The sequence below is a fragment of the Flavobacterium macrobrachii genome, assembly GCF_014486675.1.
Taxonomy (GTDB): Bacteria; Bacteroidota; Bacteroidia; order Flavobacteriales; family Flavobacteriaceae; genus Flavobacterium; species Flavobacterium macrobrachii.
In genome coordinates this window covers 1-19712 of record NZ_JACTAC010000040.1, presented here as the reverse complement: position 1 = coordinate 19712, position 19712 = coordinate 1, and the positions used below count along the sequence as shown (strand labels likewise).

Annotated in this window: 23 protein-coding genes; 15 read left to right on the top strand and 8 right to left on the bottom strand. The window is 32.1% G+C overall.

Annotated features, from left to right (window positions below; translation table 11 throughout):
* Positions 1 to 64 precede the first annotated feature (64 nt).
* From IAI56_RS09875 to IAI56_RS09860, 4 genes are read right to left on the bottom strand one after another with little or no spacing between them, the layout of a single operon-like run.
* Positions 65 to 598 (bottom strand): DUF4252 domain-containing protein, encoded by a 534-nt coding sequence (locus tag IAI56_RS09875; protein WP_187657713.1) that lies wholly within the window; start codon positions 596 to 598, stop codon positions 65 to 67.
* A gap of 5 nt (positions 599 to 603) precedes the next feature.
* Positions 604 to 1128: a DUF4252 domain-containing protein gene (locus IAI56_RS09870; RefSeq protein ID WP_187657712.1), complete on the bottom strand. Its 525-nt coding sequence runs from the start codon at positions 1126 to 1128 to the stop codon at positions 604 to 606.
* Positions 1129 to 1137: 9 nt separating this feature from the next.
* Positions 1138 to 1587 (bottom strand): hypothetical protein, encoded by a 450-nt coding sequence (locus tag IAI56_RS09865; protein WP_187657711.1) that lies wholly within the window; start codon positions 1585 to 1587, stop codon positions 1138 to 1140.
* Positions 1574 to 2083, bottom strand: a complete 510-nt coding sequence (locus IAI56_RS09860; RefSeq protein ID WP_169524806.1) for an RNA polymerase sigma factor — start codon at positions 2081 to 2083, stop codon at positions 1574 to 1576. The genes IAI56_RS09865 and IAI56_RS09860 overlap by 14 nt, the downstream gene beginning before the upstream one ends.
* A gap of 113 nt (positions 2084 to 2196) precedes the next feature.
* On the opposite strand from IAI56_RS09860, the gene IAI56_RS09855 reads away from it, so the two are divergent.
* The 11 genes from IAI56_RS09855 to IAI56_RS09805 all read left to right on the top strand — a co-directional run bounded on the left by IAI56_RS09855 (position 2197) and on the right by IAI56_RS09805 (position 10804).
* Entirely contained in the window at positions 2197 to 3600 is a 1404-nt protein-coding gene (locus tag IAI56_RS09855) for a S41 family peptidase (protein ID WP_187657710.1), read from the top strand.
* A gap of 201 nt (positions 3601 to 3801) precedes the next feature.
* The gene (locus tag IAI56_RS09850; protein WP_187657709.1) at positions 3802 to 4755 is read left to right on the top strand and encodes an isopenicillin N synthase family dioxygenase; all 954 of its coding nucleotides are present in this window, start codon (positions 3802 to 3804) and stop codon (positions 4753 to 4755) included.
* 154 nt (positions 4756 to 4909) lie between these two features.
* A complete protein-coding gene (locus IAI56_RS09845) occupies positions 4910 to 5305 on the top strand; it encodes a GxxExxY protein (RefSeq protein ID WP_187657708.1) in 396 nt (131 codons plus the stop codon).
* Positions 5306 to 5350: 45 nt separating this feature from the next.
* On the top strand, positions 5351 to 5683 hold the full coding sequence (locus IAI56_RS09840) for a translation initiation factor (RefSeq protein WP_187657707.1): 333 nt from the start codon (positions 5351 to 5353) through the stop codon (positions 5681 to 5683).
* Positions 5684 to 5721: 38 nt separating this feature from the next.
* Complete coding sequence (locus IAI56_RS09835) at positions 5722 to 6588, top strand: nucleoside phosphorylase (protein ID WP_187657706.1); 867 nt, start codon at positions 5722 to 5724, stop codon at positions 6586 to 6588.
* 91 nt (positions 6589 to 6679) lie between these two features.
* Positions 6680 to 7204 (top strand): GNAT family N-acetyltransferase, encoded by a 525-nt coding sequence (locus tag IAI56_RS09830; RefSeq protein WP_187657705.1) that lies wholly within the window; start codon positions 6680 to 6682, stop codon positions 7202 to 7204.
* A gap of 44 nt (positions 7205 to 7248) precedes the next feature.
* Positions 7249 to 7755, top strand: a complete 507-nt coding sequence (locus IAI56_RS09825; RefSeq protein ID WP_187657704.1) for a hypothetical protein — start codon at positions 7249 to 7251, stop codon at positions 7753 to 7755.
* Positions 7756 to 7758: 3 nt separating this feature from the next.
* Entirely contained in the window at positions 7759 to 8610 is an 852-nt protein-coding gene (locus tag IAI56_RS09820; RefSeq protein ID WP_187657703.1) for a substrate-binding domain-containing protein, read from the top strand.
* A gap of 22 nt (positions 8611 to 8632) precedes the next feature.
* Positions 8633 to 9568: a transglutaminase-like domain-containing protein gene (locus tag IAI56_RS09815; protein WP_187657702.1), complete on the top strand. Its 936-nt coding sequence runs from the start codon at positions 8633 to 8635 to the stop codon at positions 9566 to 9568.
* A 68-nt stretch (positions 9569 to 9636) separates the two neighbouring features.
* Positions 9637 to 10203, top strand: a complete 567-nt coding sequence (locus IAI56_RS09810) for a DUF3575 domain-containing protein (protein WP_187657701.1) — start codon at positions 9637 to 9639, stop codon at positions 10201 to 10203.
* Between the two features lie 10 nt (positions 10204 to 10213).
* Entirely contained in the window at positions 10214 to 10804 is a 591-nt protein-coding gene (locus tag IAI56_RS09805) for a hypothetical protein (RefSeq protein WP_187657700.1), read from the top strand.
* Here the strand turns inward: IAI56_RS09805 and IAI56_RS09800 are convergent, their stop codons facing one another.
* Positions 10805 to 11473: a uracil-DNA glycosylase gene (locus IAI56_RS09800; RefSeq protein ID WP_187657699.1), complete on the bottom strand. Its 669-nt coding sequence runs from the start codon at positions 11471 to 11473 to the stop codon at positions 10805 to 10807.
* Positions 11474 to 11557: 84 nt separating this feature from the next.
* Between IAI56_RS09800 and IAI56_RS09795 the strand changes: the two genes are divergently transcribed.
* From IAI56_RS09795 to IAI56_RS09785, 3 genes are all read left to right on the top strand, one after another.
* The gene (locus IAI56_RS09795) at positions 11558 to 13726 is read left to right on the top strand and encodes an endonuclease MutS2 (RefSeq protein WP_187657698.1); all 2169 of its coding nucleotides are present in this window, start codon (positions 11558 to 11560) and stop codon (positions 13724 to 13726) included.
* A gap of 2 nt (positions 13727 to 13728) precedes the next feature.
* The gene (locus IAI56_RS09790; protein ID WP_222940997.1) at positions 13729 to 14145 is read left to right on the top strand and encodes a thiol-disulfide oxidoreductase DCC family protein; all 417 of its coding nucleotides are present in this window, start codon (positions 13729 to 13731) and stop codon (positions 14143 to 14145) included.
* Positions 14146 to 14211: 66 nt separating this feature from the next.
* Positions 14212 to 14349: a hypothetical protein gene (locus IAI56_RS09785; RefSeq protein WP_187657697.1), complete on the top strand. Its 138-nt coding sequence runs from the start codon at positions 14212 to 14214 to the stop codon at positions 14347 to 14349.
* A gap of 40 nt (positions 14350 to 14389) precedes the next feature.
* On the opposite strand, the gene IAI56_RS09780 is transcribed toward IAI56_RS09785, so the two are convergent.
* The 3 genes from IAI56_RS09780 to aroC all read right to left on the bottom strand — a co-directional run bounded on the left by IAI56_RS09780 (position 14390) and on the right by aroC (position 18510).
* Positions 14390 to 15937 (bottom strand): T9SS type A sorting domain-containing protein, encoded by a 1548-nt coding sequence (locus IAI56_RS09780; RefSeq protein ID WP_187657696.1) that lies wholly within the window; start codon positions 15935 to 15937, stop codon positions 14390 to 14392.
* A 78-nt stretch (positions 15938 to 16015) separates the two neighbouring features.
* Positions 16016 to 17281 (bottom strand): dicarboxylate/amino acid:cation symporter, encoded by a 1266-nt coding sequence (locus IAI56_RS09775; RefSeq protein WP_187657695.1) that lies wholly within the window; start codon positions 17279 to 17281, stop codon positions 16016 to 16018.
* Positions 17282 to 17439: 158 nt separating this feature from the next.
* On the bottom strand, positions 17440 to 18510 hold the full coding sequence (gene aroC / locus IAI56_RS09770) for a chorismate synthase (RefSeq protein ID WP_187657721.1): 1071 nt from the start codon (positions 18508 to 18510) through the stop codon (positions 17440 to 17442).
* 133 nt (positions 18511 to 18643) lie between these two features.
* On the opposite strand from aroC, the gene IAI56_RS09765 reads away from it, so the two are divergent.
* The gene (locus tag IAI56_RS09765) at positions 18644 to 19474 is read left to right on the top strand and encodes a UDP-2,3-diacylglucosamine diphosphatase (protein ID WP_187657694.1); all 831 of its coding nucleotides are present in this window, start codon (positions 18644 to 18646) and stop codon (positions 19472 to 19474) included.
* Positions 19475 to 19712 lie beyond the last annotated feature (238 nt).

The following is a 19712-nucleotide window of genomic DNA, read 5'->3' as shown; positions in this document are numbered from 1 at the left end:
TTAAAAAAAAAAGAATGTTTCGTATTGAAACATTCTTTTTTAAACTAAAACTAACCCTTTATATTTATTTCATCAAACCTTCTAATGGTTTCAGCTGTTCTAAATCGATTTTAGATTCTTTTAAAACCGTCATCAAAGTCAAGATATTATTTGGGTTCATGTCTTCGCCCAAAACTCTTACTACAGCAAAACCATTTTCATCTCTTTTTGCATAGAAAATAAACTCTTTAATATTGTCTTCGCTACCAACAAAACTAACAGAAGCTACATCGGTTCCAGAGTTGACTTTCATTAATTCTTGATATTCTTTTGCTTTCAAAATTTGATTTACTTTTTTGCTTTCAGTTTCAAATTTTGGGGCATTGGTAGAATCTTTTCTAAAAGCAAGAATATTTAATTTATCAAATGACTCTAAAGCTGTTTTTTGTTCCGATGATAATTTGGCTTTATCCAGATTTAATATCGTTGATGTAACATCCAAAACAATAAAATCTTTATTTTCTGAGTTGTTTACAAAATAGCGCTGTAAACTTTGTTCATCATTACAACTAGACAATAAAACAGCTATTAAAATGGCTATTATGAATGAAAATTTCATGATGATTATTTTTTACCTTTTGAAGCTTTATTCAACACATCTCTTCCAGGTAAATTCATTTTTTCAGTCAAAACAGATAATTCGTTTAAATCAAAATTTCCTGTTAATGACATCAATACGGTTTCATCTTTTCCAGAACCTTCGATAAACATGAACAATTCTTTAATTTGAGAGTCGGTTGCTCCCGATTTAACGAAAATTTTCACCAATTTCCCTTTATCATTTACTTGCATCAACTCTTCTAAAGAAGCTGTTTTCAAATATTTATCTGCTGCAGATTTCATCTCGCTTGCTTTTGAAGCATTACTGGTTACAAAAACTTTAAGATTATCTAGTTTTTTGATAAGATTTACATATTGTTGTGTTTCTTTATCTTCTACTTTCATTTTACTTAAAAGCGAAAACATTTTTTTGTTTACAATTACAGATGATACTGTTTCTTGTCCGTTGAATTTATCAAAAAGCGTTTGCTGTGCAAAAATGGTATTGCTGATAAATACTAATGCTATTACTAAAATTATTTTTCTCATGATTTCTTTTTATTTAAAAATTTTGTTTTTTGATTGTTGATATTCACCTAAATAATTTACACTTTCGATGCCAGTATTTACATGTTTTGAAATTAGTGCCAATGCTTTTTGAGTTTCTCTAAACGCTATTTCTGGATCATCAATAACGCCAAGATTCTCTTGATTTGGATCACTTGTATTTTGGTATGCAAAAAACCCTATGCCAACCATTACTACTACAGCTGCCGCAACAGATAACCAAGCTAATCTTTTTTGTTTTTTTCCAGATTTTAAAGGTATCGATGGTGTAAACTGTTCTTGTTTTGCTTGAGAGAAATAACCAAAAACGGGTTTGTATTGTTCTAAATGCTGCGCAACATCTGTTGACGAAAAATAAGTTTTTAACTCTTTTTCTTCGGCAATACTGGTTTCTCCTTCGAAGTATTTTTCTACTAATTTTTCTATTCTATCCAATGCCATAACTATGTGTATTTGTCATTTTTTCTCTTATCATTTTTCTTGCTCTTGATAATGCTGTTCGAACCGCTTGTTCATTCATTTCTAAAATTTTTGCAATCTCTTCAAACTCCATTTCTTCAATATCTCGCATTTGAACAATTAGTTTTTGTTGTTCGGGTAAATCATTTATTATTTTTTCTACCCATTTCCAAGTGTCGTTATCTTCTACTTTTTGCTGTAAACTTGCTTCTCTATCAGTAAAATTATTGTGAACAATGGTTAAATTACTCGCACGTTTTGACTTTAATTGGTCCAAACAATAATTTTTTGTCATCGTCATGGCAACCGCTTCCACACTTTTATATTCGTCTAAATTTTCATTTTTATTCCACAACTTTACTAGAACTTCCTGCGTTGCATCTTCGGCTTCTTCGGTGCTTACCAATAATCGTTTGGCAAGCCGAAAGACTTTGTCCTTAAATGGAGAAACCAGTTGCATAAACTCTTTTTGGTTCATTGTATCGGTTGGGTTATATAGTCAAGACGAGTGATAAATTGTTTTGTTACAAAAAAAATATTTTTTCTAATCTAAACTTACTAAATTTACGTTTATAAAAAGAAATGCTCGCTATGAAAAAAATTGCAATTCCCTTATTATTAAGCTTTTTTGTCTTTGCTACTATTAGTTGCGAAGATAATGATGATAATGTTATTCCAAAGGCATTACAAAGTAAAGATTTTGTTTGGAAAGGTTTGAACTTATATTATTTATGGCAAGATAATATTGATGATTTAGCAGATGACCGATTTGCTAATCAAGAACAATTAAATACTTATATAGAAAGTTTTGCTAATCCAACTGAACTCTTCAATAATTTACTCTATGAACGCTCAACAATTGATAAATATAGTGTGATTTATAGTGATTATTCCGTTTTAGAAGGTATTTTAACTGGTAATACTAAAAACAATGGTGTTGATTTTGGTATAAGACGAAAACCAGGAAGTACAACTGAACTTTATGGTTGGGTTAGATATATAATTCCGGGTTCTGATGCTACTACAAAAGACATACAGCGTGGAGATATTTTTTATGCAATTAACGGAATAACCTTAACTGAGAGTAATTATGTAAGTTTATTATCATCTGATACATATACCTTAAATTTAGCTGATTTTGATGGAGGAAATATAACTCCAAATGGTCAATCGGTTTCTTTGACAAAAACCAATTTGGCTGAAAATCCTATATTAATGAATACGGTCATAAATCAAGGCGATAAAAAAGTTGGCTATTTAGTTTATAACGGTTTTTTTGCTGCCTATGACAATCAATTGAACACCGTTTTTGGGAATTTTAAATCGCAAGGCATAACGCATTTGGTTTTAGATTTACGCTATAATTCTGGTGGTGCAGTTAGCAGTGCCACCAAGTTAGCTAGTATGATTACAGGCCAATTTAGCGGTCAAATTTTCGCTAAAGAACAATGGAATAGTAAAGCTCAAGCCTATTTTTTATCTAATAATCCAAGTAGATTAGAAAATAAATTCATAAGCGGTTTAAACAGTTTAAACTTATCCAAAGTTTATATCTTAACCTCCAGGTCTTCAGCTTCTGCAAGTGAATTGATTATTAATTGTTTGAAACCATATATAGATGTGATACAAATTGGCGATAAAACCACTGGAAAAAATGTTGGTTCAATAACACTATACGACTCGCCTACTTTTGGAAAAAGTGACGTAAACAAAAATCATAAATACGCCATGCAACCTATTGTCTTAAAAATAGTTGATAAAAATGGCTTCGGCGATTATACATCAGGTATTCAGCCTAATATTGAAGTAATTGAAAATTATGGAGATTTGGGTGTTTTAGGAAATCCTGATGAAAGATTACTTAATGTAGCATTGAATCAAATATCAGCAAGTGGCAGAATGAGACCAATTGAGAACTCAAATATCGATCGAGATTTAACAGACTCTAAAGCGCTCAATCCATTGAGAACAGAAATGTATGTAGAAATCAAATAAATTATTATTCTTATTAAAAAATAAAAATTTATATAATTACAATTTTTATAGTGCGAATCGAAACTTAAAAAAATCATTTGTAATTTTTAGAAAATTATAACATTGTTAATAACTTTGATGTTTTATATCAACAATTTAGCTATATTTGTAGCTATGCATTGATTTTAATGCATTTTAAGTTATTAACAAAAAAGTTTTAGTATGCAACAAATTCCAAGTGTTGACTTACGTGATTTCCTGTCGGACGATCCGGCACGTAAACAAAAATTTGTAAATGAAATCGGAAAAGCATACGAAGAAATAGGCTTCGTAGCATTAAAAGGTCATTTTCTTGATGACAAATTGGTGGAAGATTTATATGGAGAAGTTCGTAACTTTTTTAATCTGCCATTGGAAACCAAAGCAAAATATGAAATCCCAGGAATTGGAGGACAAAGAGGTTATGTTTCTTTTGGTAAAGAACATGCTAAAGGTCGTTCAGCTGGCGATTTAAAAGAATTTTGGCATTTTGGACAATATGTTTCTGAAGGTTCAAAATATGCAGGCGAATATCCTGAAAATGTTACCGTAACTGAATTACCTCATTTCAATCAAGTTGGAAAAGAAGCTTATCAAATGCTTGAAAAAACAGGTATTTATGTGTTAAGAGCCTTGGCTATTCATATTGGATTGGACGAATTTTACTTTGACAATTATATTAAAGATGGAAACTCAATTTTGAGACCAATCCATTATCCACCAATAACTGATGAGCCAAAAGATGGTGCTGTTCGTGCTGCTGCTCATGGTGATATTAATCTAATCACACTTTTAATGGGTGCGCAAGGTAAAGGTTTACAGGTTCAAAACCACGATGGTCAATGGATTGATGCCATGGCAGAACCAGATGAATTGATGATAAATGTTGGTGATATGTTGTCAAGACATACAAACAATAAATTAAAATCTACTATTCATCAAGTGGTAAATCCGCCAAGAGAACTTTGGGGAACATCGCGTTTTTCAATTCCGTTCTTTATGCATCCTGTTAGCGATATGAAATTAAATTGTTTGGAGCAATGTATTGATGCAGATAATCCAAAACTTTATGACGATATCACAGCGGGAGAATTCCTTGACGAACGTCTAGTGGAATTAGGATTAAAGAAAAAATAAAGTTTAGACTATTCATTTTAAAATTCCAAATTCCAATTATTTTTGGGGTTTGGTTTTTTAATTTGGAACACAGATGTAAGAAATTTGAAAAATAATTATAATCACTTAAATCTGTTTCTTAAATAAATTAATAGTAAACGCCAAACAGATAAAAATGAAAATTTTTCCTCATCAAGAATTAACAAAATCTATAATCGGAATTTATTATGATGTATACAATGAGTTAGGCTATGGCTTTCTAGAAAAAGTGTATCATAACGCAATGATTATCGAACTCAAAAAAAGAGGTTTTGAAATTGACAATCAAAAGAAATTAAATGTTTTATACAAAAATGAAATTGTTGGTGAATACATACCTGACATTATAGTGAACAACAAAGTGATTCTTGAATTTAAAACAGTTGAATACCTTTTAGAAATACATGAAAATCAATTATTAAATTATTTAAAAGCAACTGATTGCGAAGTAGGAATAATTTTAAATTTCGGTAAGGATCCACAATTCATAAGAAAGATATTTACAAATGATTTAAAAAAGAACAAATTCTAACAATTTTTAAAATTTCTTAAATCTGTGTTCCGAAAAATATAAAATATGGATTTACAAGACCAACTAAAAAAACTATTTCCCGACCATGAAGTTTCCAACGAACCAGAAACCGTTGATGAAACTCCACACAAATTATTTGTTCAAAAAGAACCAATACTTTGTAAATACGAAAAACGAAAAGGAAAACCAACTACCATTATCTCAGGCTATGAAGGTGAAGACGAAGATTTTAAACTTTTAGCCAAAGAAATCAAAAGCAAACTTGCCGTTGGCGGAAGTTTCAAAGATGGAGAAATAATCCTTCAAGGTGATTATCGTGACAAAATCATGAAATTATTACAAGACAAAGGCTTTAAAACAAAACGTGTTGGCGGCTGATTCAATTAAAAATTAAGAATTAATAATTAAAAATTAAAATGATACAATCATCCGAATTAATATTAAACCCAGACGGAAGTGTTTACCACTTAAATCTAAAACCTGAACATATTGCTAACGATATTATTTTCGTAGGCGACCAAAACCGAGTGGAAAAAATCACGCAATTCTTTGAAAAAATTGAATTTTCAACTCAAAAACGTGAATTCAAAACCCAAACTGGTTTCTTCAAAGGAAAACGAATGACCGTTATGTCAACAGGAATTGGACCTGACAATATCGACATCGTGATGAACGAACTCGACGCCTTGGTCAATATTGACCTAGAAACTCGTCAACCAAAAGAAAACTTAACTTCATTAAACATCATCCGAATAGGAACATCAGGTTCATTACAAGCTAATATTCCTGTCGATAGTTTCGTAATGAGCAAATATGCTGTTGGATTAGACAACATGCTTCGCTCCTATTTAATTGACGAAATTTCAGAAAAAAATCTCGAAGAAGCATTCATTGCCCAAACCAATTGGGATTTACGCAAAGGACAACCTTATGTAATCTCGTGCTCAGAAACTTTGGAACAAAAAATCGAAAGTCCACGTTTTCACAAGGGTTTCACTGGAACCGCTGGCGGATTTTATGGACCGCAAGGTCGCGTTTTACGACTTGAAATTCAGGACAGCGAACTCAACAGCAAAATGGACGCATTCGAATTTGAAGGCACAAAAATGACAAATCTCGAAATGGAAACTGCAGCCATTTATGGACTAGGAAAACTGCTTGGACACAATTGCTTGTCATTGAATGCTATCATTGCCAATCGTGCCAATGGAACATTTAGCGCCGATCCATACAAAGCTGTAGATGAACTAATTGCTTACACATTACAAAAACTTTCTGAATAATTTTTTTGGAGCTATTTCCCGCTTTCGCCTTTATCTCGCTCCGTAAACTACGCGAGGATATCGGCTCTATCGGGGCTAAAAACCGTAAACCATGAACTTAATTCTCGAAACAGAACGATTACTACTTCGTCCATTAGAACTTTCTGATGCCGACAAAATGTTTGCTATGGATAATCAAGCAGAAGTACACAAATATCTTTGGCAAAATCCAACACAAACCGTTGAAGAAACCATCAAAATAATTGAAATGGTTCAAAAACAATATCAAGAAAACGGAATTGGTCGATTTGCAACCATTTTGAAAGAAACCAACGAATTCATTGGTTGGACAGGAATAAAGTTTGTAAACGACCATGTTGAAAACGGAAACACCAATTTCTATGATTATGGTTATCGATTAAACCCAAAATTTTGGGGAAAAGGTTACGCCACCGAAGCTTCAATCGCCTGGCTTGACTATGGCGTCAATCAAATGAATATCCAAGAAATGAACGCTTATACACATGCAGAAAACGCTGCATCCAATCGTGTTTTAGAAAAAGTGGGAATGACTTTTATGGAAAATTATCCAGATGAAAGTGGCATAACTTGGAAATGGTGGCAACTGAAAAAATAGAATTTAGAAATCAGAATTTAGAAATCAGAATTTAGAACATTAAAATGGACTTTGAAGCGTTAATTGAAAAAGTAAAAAACATTCCTTACGGAAGAAATTCAAACCGTACTGATTTTTCATTAGTCATTTCAGAAAATAAAGGAACTTGTAGTTCTAAACATGCTTTTTTGAAAGATTTTGCCAATAAAAATAATATTCCAAATGTAGATTTAATCATCGGAATATATAAAATGAACGAAGCAAATACTAAAATTGGTTCCATTTTAAAAGAAAACAATTTGGATAATCTGCCCGAAGCACATTGTTATTTAAAAATCAACGGAAAAGTAACAGATATCACTAATCCAAATTCTGATTTTGAAAAATTAAGAAATGATATTTTAGAAGAAATTTGTATTGAACCCAATCAAGTAGTCGATTTTAAAGTTAAATACCATCAAAATTTTCTAAAAAATTGGATTACAGAAAACCAAATTCCTTTTACTTTTGAAGAAATTTGGAACATTAGAGAAAAATGCATTCAAAAACTCTCTGAACAATCTCAATACTAATAAATGAAAACAATAAAAATAGCTGGCGTTCCAGAACATTTCAATCTTCCGTGGCAACTTTGCATCGAAAATGGCGAATTTGAAAGCGAAGGTATCGATTTACAATGGACAGACATTCCAGAAGGAACAGGAAAAATGTGTCAAATGCTTCGCGATGGCGAAACCGATATTGCTGTCATTCTTTCGGAAGGAATTGTAAAAGACATCGTCGGCGGAAATCCAAGTTCTATTGTTCAAGTTTATGTAGAAAGTCCTTTGATTTGGGGAATTCACGTTGCGGCAAATTCAAAATTTAAAACACTTCCCGATTTAGAAAATACCAAAGCCGCCATTTCTCGTTTGGGTTCAGGTTCACATTTGATGGCATTTGTTAATGCACAAAATAACAATTGGAATACTGAAACAATACCATTTGAAATTGTAAACACGATTGACGGTGCAGTTGAAGCCTTAACTTCAGGCAAAGCCGATTATTTTATGTGGGAACGATTTATGACTAAACCTTTGGTTGATAAAGGTGTTTTCCGTCGAATAGCGGATTGTCCGACGCCTTGGCCATGTTTTGTTATTGCGGTTACAAATGAAGTTTTAGAAAAACATCCGCAAACCATTAGCCGAATTTTGGAAATTATCAACGCTACAACATCTGAGTTTAAAGAAATTCCTAGTATTGATAGAACTTTAGCCTCAAAATTTGACCAAAAAATTGAAGATATCAACGAATGGTTATCGCTTACAAAATGGTCACAAAAACCATTGCAAGAAAAAGTGTTAAACAAAATTCAAAATCAACTCTTTGACCTTAAAATTATAGATAAAAAAGGTACTTTTGCTGAAATAGTAAAAGTCGTTTAGCATTTTTGCTGTTTTTATCAGTATGATACAATTTGGGAAATTAAATTATCAACAACTTCGCGATAAATTTAAAATCAATAGTCCTTGGGATAAAGTAATTATTTTTATCCTTAGCGTACTGTTCACTATTCCTATTTTTCTAATTGGTCATCAAAATTTAATCGATTTCAACTGGCCAGTTCAATTGGATAGAATTTTACTTTTTACATTAATCTTTGTCATTATTTTCTTGATTTTAAAAGCAATAAGACGAATAACTTTAATCAGTATAATTGTTTATATTTTGTTCTTAATTGGCGGAACAGTTTTTGGCGGTTATGGTTTCAAGAGCGTTTTTGAAGATTATCGTTCGATGATGTATGCCATGTTAGAAAACCCAAATCCACAAGATTTAATCATTTCAAAACTATTGCCTTTTCCTAATAAATATAAAATTTTAAATGCTATAGAATACAAAAACCCGAAGGTTAGAAATTTTGCTTTAATGGCAACCAATAAGCATTTTAGAGATGTAAAAGAATATAAAAATGAATATTTTACACTAATTCAATGTTTTGCAGTTTTTAAAGAAATTAATAGTCAATGGAATTATGTCAGCGATCCAAAAGGAAGTGATTACATAGCAACCGCTTCTGAATCATTAGAATATCTTTCTGGAGATTGTGATGATCATTCTATTTTGATGGCTGCATGTATTCGAGCCATTGGCGGAACTCCGAGATTAATTCACACCAAAGGTCATATTTATCCGGAGATTTATATTGGCAAAAAAAGTGATTTGGAAGCGATAAACTATTTGACAAAAAAAGTGCTTTTTCCTAACGAAACAAAAGGAAAAACACTTCATTATCATATAGATGAACGTGGCGATATTTGGCTAAACTTAGATTACACCGCTAAGTTTCCTGGTGGACCATTTATGTCCGAAGAAATTCTTGGTGCTTTAACATTGCAATAATTGATTGTTTTATAAATCTGAATATGAAATTTTTAATTATATTCGCTTATTCGTAAAACAAATTTTTAATGAAAAAAATACTCGTCGCTTTGTTGTTATTTTCTGGAATAGTAAACGCTCAGAATGAAAGCACTATTTCAGATAAAAAAAATGAATTTAGAATTGATGTACTTTCAGCTATACTTTCATCAAAAATTAGTGTTAGTTATGAAAGATTTTTTTCTAATGACTTTTCAGTTGGTTTGAACGTAAATTATTCTGATAGTAAAAAACTAACAGAAGATTTTGAAGAAGGATATACGAATAATATAGCAAAATATGAAGTTAATCCATACCTAAGATATGCTCTATCAAAAGGAAAAACAAATTATTATTTTGCTGAAATTTTCACTTCATTCAATGGAGGTGATTTTAAAGAAATTATAAGAGAAGAAAACGCTGGAACAGCAGTTTACACTACTAAAATTTCTTCATATTCTGATATAGCAGCTGGAGGAAGTTTGGGTTATAAAATGTATTTTAAAGAAAGTATAGCACTGGAACTTTTGGTAGGATTTGGATACAATTTGTTAAACACAGATAAAAGTCCTGATAAAATTACAAGGGTTGGAATTAATTTAGGTTACAGATTTTAAGATAATTAACATGAAAAAAATATCATATTTAACAGTTTTATTTTCAGCTATTCTATTCAGTAGTTGTGATACAAATGACGATGGATTTTACAATAATAAAATCATTGATGTAAATCCTAATTTAGTTACATTCAACTCAACAACAAATTATTCTGTTGGAGATTATCTAGTTTTAGATGCTGATTTTTCGCGTTATCAAACCGAATTTGGACAAACTGGACTTTTGGACATCTATAAAACCTGCGGAAATGCTGAATTTTTTGCCTTTTCATATGTAATAGAAAGGAAATTAAATGCTACGGAATGGGAAACAATTTTTGTGGACGATTCTCAATTACAAATCAACAAAGGTAATGCTTCAAATGGTGCGTATGTTTATGGGCTTTGTAAATACAATACAACAGATGAAACTTATGAATACAATGTTGGTTTTCCTTTACTTTCAACCGGAAATTATCGTTTAAGCTTCGGCTATAATAGTGACTCAACTAAAAATGTTGAATTGCGCTCTATTAACAAACCAAAAGACATAAAGCTAAATTTAAACAGCGTGGTTGCAAATCTTGATAATAGCGGTTATTTTTATTTTAATGTAAATTAATTACCACTGAATTTCAGATTTTCCAACGCTTTTTAGGTAAGCATTCGTTTGGCTAAAATGTTTGTTTGCAAACCATTTTCCTTGATTGGCACTCATTGGTGATGGATGCCCTGATTTTAGAATTTTGTGTTTTGAATGGTCAATTAGCTTTTCTTTTTGTATGGCAAAATTTCCCCAAAGCAAGAAGACAATATTCGAATTTTCCTCTGAAATTTTCTTAATTACAGAATCCGTAAACACGTTCCATTTCAAATGTTTATGACTATTGGGTAAATCTTTTCTAACCGTTAAACTTGCATTCATTAGAAGAATTCCTTGCTTTGCCCATCGTTCTAAATTGCCTGAAGTTGGTAAAAAAACGGTGTCAAAATCAAGATTTATTTCTTTAAAAATGTTTAATAGCGATGGTGGAATTTTCACATTATCATTAACCGAAAAACACAAACCGTTTGCTTCGCCTTCGCCATGATATGGATCTTGGCCGATGATAACCACTTTTAAATCATTGAAATCAAATTGATTAAAAGCACTAAAAATGAACTCTTTTGGTGGAAAGCAAACATGATTTTGATATTCGTTTTCAACTGCTTTCATCAACAAATTGAAATAGGGTTTTTCAAATTCTTCAGAAAGAATTTCATGCCAAGAAGAATGGATTTTAACAAACATCTCTTAAAATTTTACCAAAAATACTATTTTCTGTTGCAATATGGATTTTATCCTTTGTAACTTTGAACCAAAGACAATGATTTAATGATCTCGATAAACGAAAAAACACTTAAAGACTTAGAATTCAATACCGTTTTGCAAACCATTTCTGAGCGATGCAATACCGATATTGGAAAACAAAAAGCATTAGAAATTGTTCCTTTTAAAGAAAAGGAAACACTAATGAATAATTTACTTCAAACCTCAGAATATCTTTCTTCTTTCACTAATAATAATGCTATTCCAAACCACGGATTTGAAAACATTACCAATGACATAAAATTCCTGAATATCGAAGATAGTTTCTTGGAAGTTGGAAGTTTTAGAAAAATTGCAACGCTTTCAGATACTGTAAATACGATGTTACTTTTTTTGAAAAAATTTCAAGATTATTATCCAAAATTAAACGAAAAAGCAACCCAAATTGAATATACCAAATACATCATTCTAAAAATTGATGAAGTAGTTGATAAATATGGTGAAATAAAAGACAAAGCTTCGCCAGATTTAATTAATATTCGACGCGATATGAACGTGATTCGAGGCAAAGTCAATCAAAGTTTTGGCCAAGCGCTATCACAATATAATTCGCTTGGTTATTTGGACGAAATCAAAGAAAGCATTGTTGAAAACCGAAGAGTTTTAGCGGTATTAGCTATGTATCGTAGAAAAGTTAAAGGTTCAATTCTAGGCAATTCCAAAACCGGAAGCATTGCTTATATCGAACCCGAAGCCACGCTGCGTTATTCAAGAGAATTGAACAATTTGGAATATGAAGAACGAGAAGAAATCACGAAAATTTTAAAAAAATTAACAAATGAAATTCGTCCTTTTGTTGATCTTTTAAAGCAATATCAAGAGTTTTTAAGTGATATAGATATTATTGCAGCCAAAGCGAAATATGCCCGAAAAATCAATGCTATTCTTCCAACAATCATCGAAGAAAAAAGATTGTTTTTTAGAGATGCTTTCCATCCTATTTTGTTTTTAAACAATCTTGAAAAGAAAGAAAAAACCTTTCCACAAACAATTGAACTTAAAAATGAAAGCCGAATTATTGTAATTTCTGGACCAAATGCTGGTGGAAAAACCATTTCGCTAAAAACCGTTGGATTACTTCAATTAATGTTGCAATGTGGTATTTTAATCCCAGTCCATGAAAGAAGCGAAACGTTTCTTTTTGACCGAATTCTAACTGATATTGGCGACAATCAATCTATTGAAAACCATTTAAGCACATATAGCTATCGATTAAAAAACATGAATTATTTTTTAAAAAAATGTAATTCAAAAACGCTTTTCTTAATCGATGAATTTGGTACTGGTTCTGATCCTGAACTTGGTGGTGCTTTGGCAGAAACTTTCTTAGAAGAATTTTACCATCGAGAAGCGTTTGGAATCATTACAACTCATTATTCTAACTTGAAAATTTTGGCTAACGAATTGCCTTTTGCTTCGAATGCCAACATGCTTTTTGACGAAAAATCGTTGGAACCAATGTATAAGTTGATTTTGGGACAAGCTGGAAGTTCTTTTACTTTTGAAGTAGCACAAAAAAATGGTATTCCATTTGGTTTGATAAATCGTGCGAAAAAGAAAATTGAAGGCGGAAAAGTTCGCTTTGACAAAACCATTGCAACCTTACAAAAAGAACGTTCTAAACTTGAAAAAACTTCTTTAACTTTAAAAGAAGAAGAAACAAAAGCTCGTGAAGAAAGCAAAAAAATGGAAAACATCAATGCTAAAATTCAAGAGAAATTAGAACGTTATCAAGAGTTGTATGATGCCAATCAACGATTGATTTACTTAGGGCAAAAAACTGATGATATTTCAGAGAAATACTTTAATAATAAAGACAAAAAAGTTCTTATTGGCGAATTTTTAAAAATGGTTGAAATTGAAAATTCTAAGCGTAAAAAAGTCAGTGTCAAAGAGAAAAAAGCCAAAGAAGTTATTGAGAAAAAAGTCATTGAAGAAGTTCAAGTTAAAGTAGAAGAAATCCGAAAAGAAAAAAAAGAGAAAAAAATAAAAGCTCAAAAACAAGAAGCCGAAAAACTAAAAGTTATATTAAAAGTTGGTGATAGAGTTCGAATGCTTGACGGAAAATCGGTTGGAACAATTGATAAAATTGAGAAAAATAAAGCTGTAGTCAATTATGGCATTTTTACTTCAAAAGTGAGTTTGGAAGAATTAGAATTTGTTCAGGCAAAATAAGTATGGAAATAACCGATTTACCATCCGATAAAAAAATAGTTCTCTTTGACGGCGTTTGCAATCTTTGCGAAACGTCAGTTCAATTTATAATTCAGCATGATAAAAATGATGTATTTCTATTTGCTGCTATTCAATCAGAAATTGGACAAAAAATAATCAACCATTTAGGATTAGAAAATCGAGGCATTGACAGCATTATTCTTTATGAACCTAACCAAGCTTATTATTATAAAGCCGAAGCTGCAAAATTGATTTTAAAGGAACTCAATACTTGGAAAAGTTTTCTTTATCCGTTAATTCCAACAGGAATGATTGGTAATTTCTTTTACGATTATGTTGCTAAAAATCGTTACAAATGGTATGGCAAAAAAGAAAGCTGCATGATGCCTTCAAAAGAAGTTTTGAGTAAATTTTTATAGTATGATAAATATCAGCTAAATTTCGAGTTAAAGAAATTAGTTTTACAATATCAAATTTTATAAACTATGAAAAACTTTTTTCTTCCACTGTATTCATGGGATAACGGCGCATTTATTATGGTTGGCGTTTTTGCATTGGTAATTATCGGTTTGCTTGCCGCTATTTACTTTATGATGAATAGTAAAAACAAAAAAAACGACTAAGAAATCTTAGTCGTTTTTTTATATTCTAAAAAAAATAAACTTATTGTTTTACGATTTTTTTGGTAGCTGTACCTTGATCTGTAGAAACTTTAAGCATGTAAACTCCAGCTGCTAAATCACTGATTGAGATTTGAGCTTCAGTGTTATTTACATTTAGCGTTTTAACAACTCTACCATTTAAATCTGCAATTTCTACCGTGTTTACAACTGCATTTAAAGTATTTGAAATATTAACTACTGAACTTGCAGGATTTGGATACACTGATAAGTTAGCAGCTAAGAAATCATTATTTGATAATGTCTGAGTTACAGAAAAATTATCAAGTATAACTGCATATGCTCCAGAAGCCGATGGTAAAGCTGGAGAAACATTTCTTACACTGATGTAATAAACCCCTGTTGTTGGAGGTGTAAAAGTGAAAGTATATTGTGTAAAAGTCTCAGCAGCTATTCCTGCTTGAGTTCCAATTAAATTAGTTTGTGCAGCAACTGTTTGTTCATTACCATAATACAATTGAATAGTACTTGTATTTGTAAGTGTTGTTGGATTAAGAAAGTTTCTAGCCCATAACGTAACTGTAACCTCTTCATTACCTTGTAAATTTAATCCTCTTGAAATCATATTAACATTTGAAATTGCTGTTGTTCCTGCAAAAGAAAACACAGAAGTAGCTTGATCTTGTACAGTAGCATTACCAGAACCAGCAGCATTTATTGTCCAAACCTGACCTTCTCCAGTAGCAGGAGCAGGAGCAAACCAACCTATATAATCAAAAAATTCATCTTCAAAGCTCGTATTGTACGGAACATTTGAAGGTAAAAAATCTGTATTAAAACTTATTGGTCCTTGCCATAAACTGTAGTCTCCATTGCCACAATTAGTTCTTATATAAAATTCATAAACTGTGCTAGGCTGTAAATCAGTTAAACTTACACTAGTTTGCAGAGCAGTATTAGAAATAATTGTACTCTGACCTTGTCCTTGAGCAAAACCTCTCACACCATATTCAAACTCATATCCTACTGGAGTTCCGTTAGTTGGTGCAGTCCAACCAATTCCAGCAGTAGTTGTAGTTGGTGCAGAAGTAAAAGTAAATCCAGTTGGAACAAAGCAACTTTGTCCTGTAAAAGAGAAATCAAAAGTTGCTGATGTAGAACTCCATCTATCATCCCAAACAATGTAATAAGTTGTTCCTGATGTCACAACAACATCTGTAACTTTAGATCTAAAATTTTGAGCTGGTTCATCAACATCATCATTTGCGGCGATACAAGTCCAAGGAGCCGCACAAGCTCCTGTTAAGACGCTTAGCCTTGTGTCAGCATTTGCTGGATTTCCTGCAATATCAGAATTAATTGTCATTACCCCATTTGTTGTTGGGGTAAACTTAAACCATCTTGCATTTGGAGTTGTACTGTAAGTAGTAAAACATAATCCAGCACCAGTTGGAGCAGTACCTGTTGTAAGTGCACCAATAGTATAATTCCCATTGGTGGTAATTGTTGTTGCATTAGCACAAGTCGTTGCACCTTGTCCAATCGAGTCAACAGCGTAAAGAGATAAAATTAATAGTAAAAGTTTTTTCATAAAATAGTTTTTTAATTGAAAAGCAAATATATTAAAGTATTTTAGAAAAAATAATTATTTAACTTACTTTTTTTAATTTTAACTTTCTTTCTCCCACTTACCAACAACGCTGGTTGCTAAAGCATTACCCAATACGTTTGTTGCGCTTCTAAACATGTCACAAAAATGGTCTATTGGTAGTATTAACGCAATTCCTTCGATTGGAATATCAAACATGCCACAAGTTGCTGCTACAACTACTAAACTTGCTCTTGGAACGCCTGCAATTCCTTTGCTCGTAAGCATTAAAACCAATAACATTGTCATTTGTGTTGTTAAATCCAGATGAACTCCATATGCTTGTGCAATAAAAATACTGGCAAATGTCATGTACATCATACTTCCGTCCAAGTTAAACGAATATCCTAATGGCAACATGAAGGAAACTATCTTGTCTTTTACACCAAATCGTTCTAATTCTTCGGTTAGTTTAGGAAAAACTGCTTCGCTGCTGGTTGTTCCAAAGGCAATGACTAATGGTCCGAATATGCGTTTCAACAAAGTGGTCATGTGTCCTTTTAAAAACAAATAACCAACCAGTAACAAAACGACCCAAAGTGATGAAATTCCGACTAAGAATGAACCAAAAAATTTAGCATAGGTAATTAATAATTCTTGTAAATCTCTAATAGCAAAAACTCCTGCAATGGCACCGAAAACTCCAAGCGGAGCAAATTTCATTACATAATTCACCATTTTTAAAATGATGTGTGATGAAACATCTAATGCTTTAACTACAGGTTTTGCATAATCGCCAATGGATGCTGCAGCTAAGCCAAAAAAGATAGAAAAAATTACAATTTGAAGAATTTCGTTGGTTGCTAATGCTTCAAAAATACTTTTAGGAATAATGTGTTCAACAAAATTTTGAGCCGAAAAAACTTTGGTTTTATCTGTAACTTCTGACGCAGTAGCAACATCTACATCGGTAAGATTTAATCCAACTCCAGGTTGCAAAATATTTACCCAAAATAATCCGATTAATAAAGAAACAAATGATGCTGTGAAAAACCATCCCATTGCTTTTCCTCCTATTCGTCCAACGGATTTTATATCGCCCAATTTTGCAATTCCTACTACTAATGTTGTGATTACTAATGGTGCAATAATCATTTGAACTAATCGAATGAAAATGGTTGCTAGCATTTTAATTTTATCGCTAAATTCTTTGGCAAACTCTGGAGTGTAATTATTATGAATATAAATTCCAAGAATTGCGCCAAGTAGCATAGCAATTATAATTTGAACGGTTAAATTGCTGAGAAATGATTTTTTTGATTCTTGAATGCTTTCGGTTGTGTTCATGTAGATTGTTTTTTGTTAGCCCAGATAGTAGTGGAAAGCTTTGTGAAGGAAAACACTATTTTTTCTTGGCTAAAAACTGCGACCAACGGAAGCACGTTTTTGGCCTTAGAAAAAAAGTGTTTTACAAACAAACTTGTAACGAATAGCTGGAATTGCTTCTAATAATTTGGTTTATTGGTTTTGCTTATTAAGTAAAAGTCGGCTAAAACAATTGCTGCCATTGCTTCTACAATTGGCACTGCTCGTGGCACAACGCATGGATCGTGACGACCTTTTCCTTGTTGTTCTATAATGGTATTTTGGTTGGTTAAAACTTCTTGTTTTTGGATTAAAGTAGCAACGGGTTTGAAGGCTACGCGAAAATAAATATCCATTCCGTTGGAAATTCCGCCTTGAATTCCACCAGAAAGATTGGTTTTTGTTGTTCCGTCTTCGTTGTATAAATCGTTGTGTTCGCTGCCTTTCATTCGTGCGCCACAAAATCCGCTGCCGTATTCAAAACCGTGAACGGCATTGATGGACAACATTGCTTTACCGAGTTCGGCATGGAGTTTATCGAAAACTGGTTCGCCCAATCCGACTGGAACGTTTTGAATGACGCAGGTTATTGTTCCGCCAACGGTATCGCCTTGTTTTTTAATTTCTTTGATGTAAGCTTCCATTTTTTCGGCAGAAGCCAAATCGGGACAACGAACGGCATTGGTTTCGGTTAATGAAAAGTCTAAATCTTGATAGGGTTTGTCTATAAAAATTTCGCCAACTGATGATACAAAAGCGTTGATTTTTATTTTGGAAATTACTTGTTTTGCGATTGCTCCGGCAACAACACGAGAAGCGGTTTCGCGAGCCGAACTTCTTCCGCCACCACGATAATCGCGAATTCCATATTTTTTTTCATAGACATAATCGGCATGACTTGGTCGATAGGTGTCTTTTATGTGTGAATAGTCGTCTGACTTTTGATTGGTATTAGGAATGATAAAACCAATTGGAGTTCCTGTTGTTTTTCCTTCAAAAATACCCGACAAAAGTTGTACTTCATCTTCTTCTTTTCGTTGGGTAACTATTGTGGATTGACCTGGTTTACGGCGTTGCATTTCTTTTTGAATGGCATTCAAATCGATTTGAATTCCTGCAGGACAACCGTCAATAATTCCGCCAAGTGCTTCACCGTGTGATTCGCCAAATGTGGTTAGTCTAAAAAGTGTTCCGTAACTATTTCCTGCCATATCAGAATTGTTTTGAACAAATATAAACATTGTAAAGTGTTATTAAAATAATATTGATTCAAAACTTAATAATAGGGTAAAATCCAATTAACATTTGCTTTGCTAATTTGTAAAACTTTAAAATAGAAACAACTTGAAAAAGAGAAAATTAGAGCTAGTTGTTATTTCAGATGTGCATCTTGGCACTTATGGTTCGCATGCTAAAGAACTTTTTTATTATCTAAATTCCATCAAGCCAAAAACATTGGTTTTAAACGGAGATATTATTGACATTTGGCAATTTCGAAAATCGTATTTCCCAAAATCACATTTGAAAGTCATCAAAAAAATAATCGATTTGGCTTCCAAAGGAACAAAAGTCTATTATATAACCGGAAATCATGATGAGTTTTTGAGAAAATTTAGTGATACTTCTATCGGGAATTTCTCTGTTGTTGATAAACTCGTACTGGAATTGGATTATAAAAAAGCGTGGATTTTTCATGGTGATGTTTTTGATGCATCGGTTCAGCATTCCAAATGGATTGCTAAATTGGGTGGTATTGGTTATGATTATTTAATATTAACCAACCGATTTGTGAATTGGTGCTTGAAAAAAATGGGGAAAGAACCTTATTCATTTTCTAAAAAAATAAAAGCAAGCGTAAAAAAAGCAGTCAAACATATTTCTGATTTTGAAAACACTGCTACTGAATTAGCTATAGAAAAAGAATATGATTATGTTATTTGCGGACACATTCATGAACCAAAAATGATACGTAAAGAAACCAAAAACGGTAGTACTATGTATTTGAACTCTGGCGATTGGGTAGAAAATTTAACTGCATTAGAATACAACAAAAAAAGATGGAAAATGTACCGATATGAAGAACACACAGAAAAAGAAGAGGAAGATTTATTTGAAATGGATGACTTGATTAAACATCAATTGGTAGCATCAATATTTGTTCATAAAGAAATTTAAGACGATTTTAACTAAATAAAACGAGTTTGGCACAATTTTTAGTACACCTTTGCGTTATAACATAATAACGTTAAATTAAACTTATGAAAAAAATCGTTTTATCTGCTTTAATGCTACTAGGATTAGCATTTAGCGCACAAGCACAAGACATTTCAAAAAATGCACTAGGATTGCGTTTAGGTGACAACGACGGATTTGGTGGTGAAGTTTCATACCAAAGAGGATTAGGGGACAACAA

Bases quoted from the DNA above. Each gene is read 5' to 3' on its own strand.
- IAI56_RS09875 (WP_187657713.1), bottom strand. From the start codon at position 598: ATGAAATTTTCATTCATAATAGCCATTTTAATAGCTGTTTTATTGTCT.
- IAI56_RS09870 (WP_187657712.1), bottom strand. From the start codon at position 1,128: ATGAGAAAAATAATTTTAGTAATAGCATTAGTATTTATCAGCAATACC.
- IAI56_RS09865 (WP_187657711.1), bottom strand. From the start codon at position 1,587: ATGGCATTGGATAGAATAGAAAAATTAGTAGAAAAATACTTCGAAGGA.
- IAI56_RS09860 (WP_169524806.1), bottom strand. From the start codon at position 2,083: ATGAACCAAAAAGAGTTTATGCAACTGGTTTCTCCATTTAAGGACAAA.
- IAI56_RS09855 (WP_187657710.1), top strand. From the start codon at position 2,197: ATGAAAAAAATTGCAATTCCCTTATTATTAAGCTTTTTTGTCTTTGCT.
- IAI56_RS09850 (WP_187657709.1), top strand. From the start codon at position 3,802: ATGCAACAAATTCCAAGTGTTGACTTACGTGATTTCCTGTCGGACGAT.
- IAI56_RS09845 (WP_187657708.1), top strand. From the start codon at position 4,910: ATGAAAATTTTTCCTCATCAAGAATTAACAAAATCTATAATCGGAATT.
- IAI56_RS09840 (WP_187657707.1), top strand. From the start codon at position 5,351: ATGGATTTACAAGACCAACTAAAAAAACTATTTCCCGACCATGAAGTT.
- IAI56_RS09835 (WP_187657706.1), top strand. From the start codon at position 5,722: ATGATACAATCATCCGAATTAATATTAAACCCAGACGGAAGTGTTTAC.
- IAI56_RS09830 (WP_187657705.1), top strand. From the start codon at position 6,680: ATGAACTTAATTCTCGAAACAGAACGATTACTACTTCGTCCATTAGAA.
- IAI56_RS09825 (WP_187657704.1), top strand. From the start codon at position 7,249: ATGGACTTTGAAGCGTTAATTGAAAAAGTAAAAAACATTCCTTACGGA.
- IAI56_RS09820 (WP_187657703.1), top strand. From the start codon at position 7,759: ATGAAAACAATAAAAATAGCTGGCGTTCCAGAACATTTCAATCTTCCG.
- IAI56_RS09815 (WP_187657702.1), top strand. From the start codon at position 8,633: ATGATACAATTTGGGAAATTAAATTATCAACAACTTCGCGATAAATTT.
- IAI56_RS09810 (WP_187657701.1), top strand. From the start codon at position 9,637: ATGAAAAAAATACTCGTCGCTTTGTTGTTATTTTCTGGAATAGTAAAC.
- IAI56_RS09805 (WP_187657700.1), top strand. From the start codon at position 10,214: ATGAAAAAAATATCATATTTAACAGTTTTATTTTCAGCTATTCTATTC.
- IAI56_RS09800 (WP_187657699.1), bottom strand. From the start codon at position 11,473: ATGTTTGTTAAAATCCATTCTTCTTGGCATGAAATTCTTTCTGAAGAA.
- IAI56_RS09795 (WP_187657698.1), top strand. From the start codon at position 11,558: ATGATCTCGATAAACGAAAAAACACTTAAAGACTTAGAATTCAATACC.
- IAI56_RS09790 (WP_222940997.1), top strand. From the start codon at position 13,729: ATGGAAATAACCGATTTACCATCCGATAAAAAAATAGTTCTCTTTGAC.
- IAI56_RS09785 (WP_187657697.1), top strand. From the start codon at position 14,212: ATGAAAAACTTTTTTCTTCCACTGTATTCATGGGATAACGGCGCATTT.
- IAI56_RS09780 (WP_187657696.1), bottom strand. From the start codon at position 15,937: ATGAAAAAACTTTTACTATTAATTTTATCTCTTTACGCTGTTGACTCG.
- IAI56_RS09775 (WP_187657695.1), bottom strand. From the start codon at position 17,281: ATGAACACAACCGAAAGCATTCAAGAATCAAAAAAATCATTTCTCAGC.
- aroC (WP_187657721.1), bottom strand. From the start codon at position 18,510: ATGGCAGGAAATAGTTACGGAACACTTTTTAGACTAACCACATTTGGC.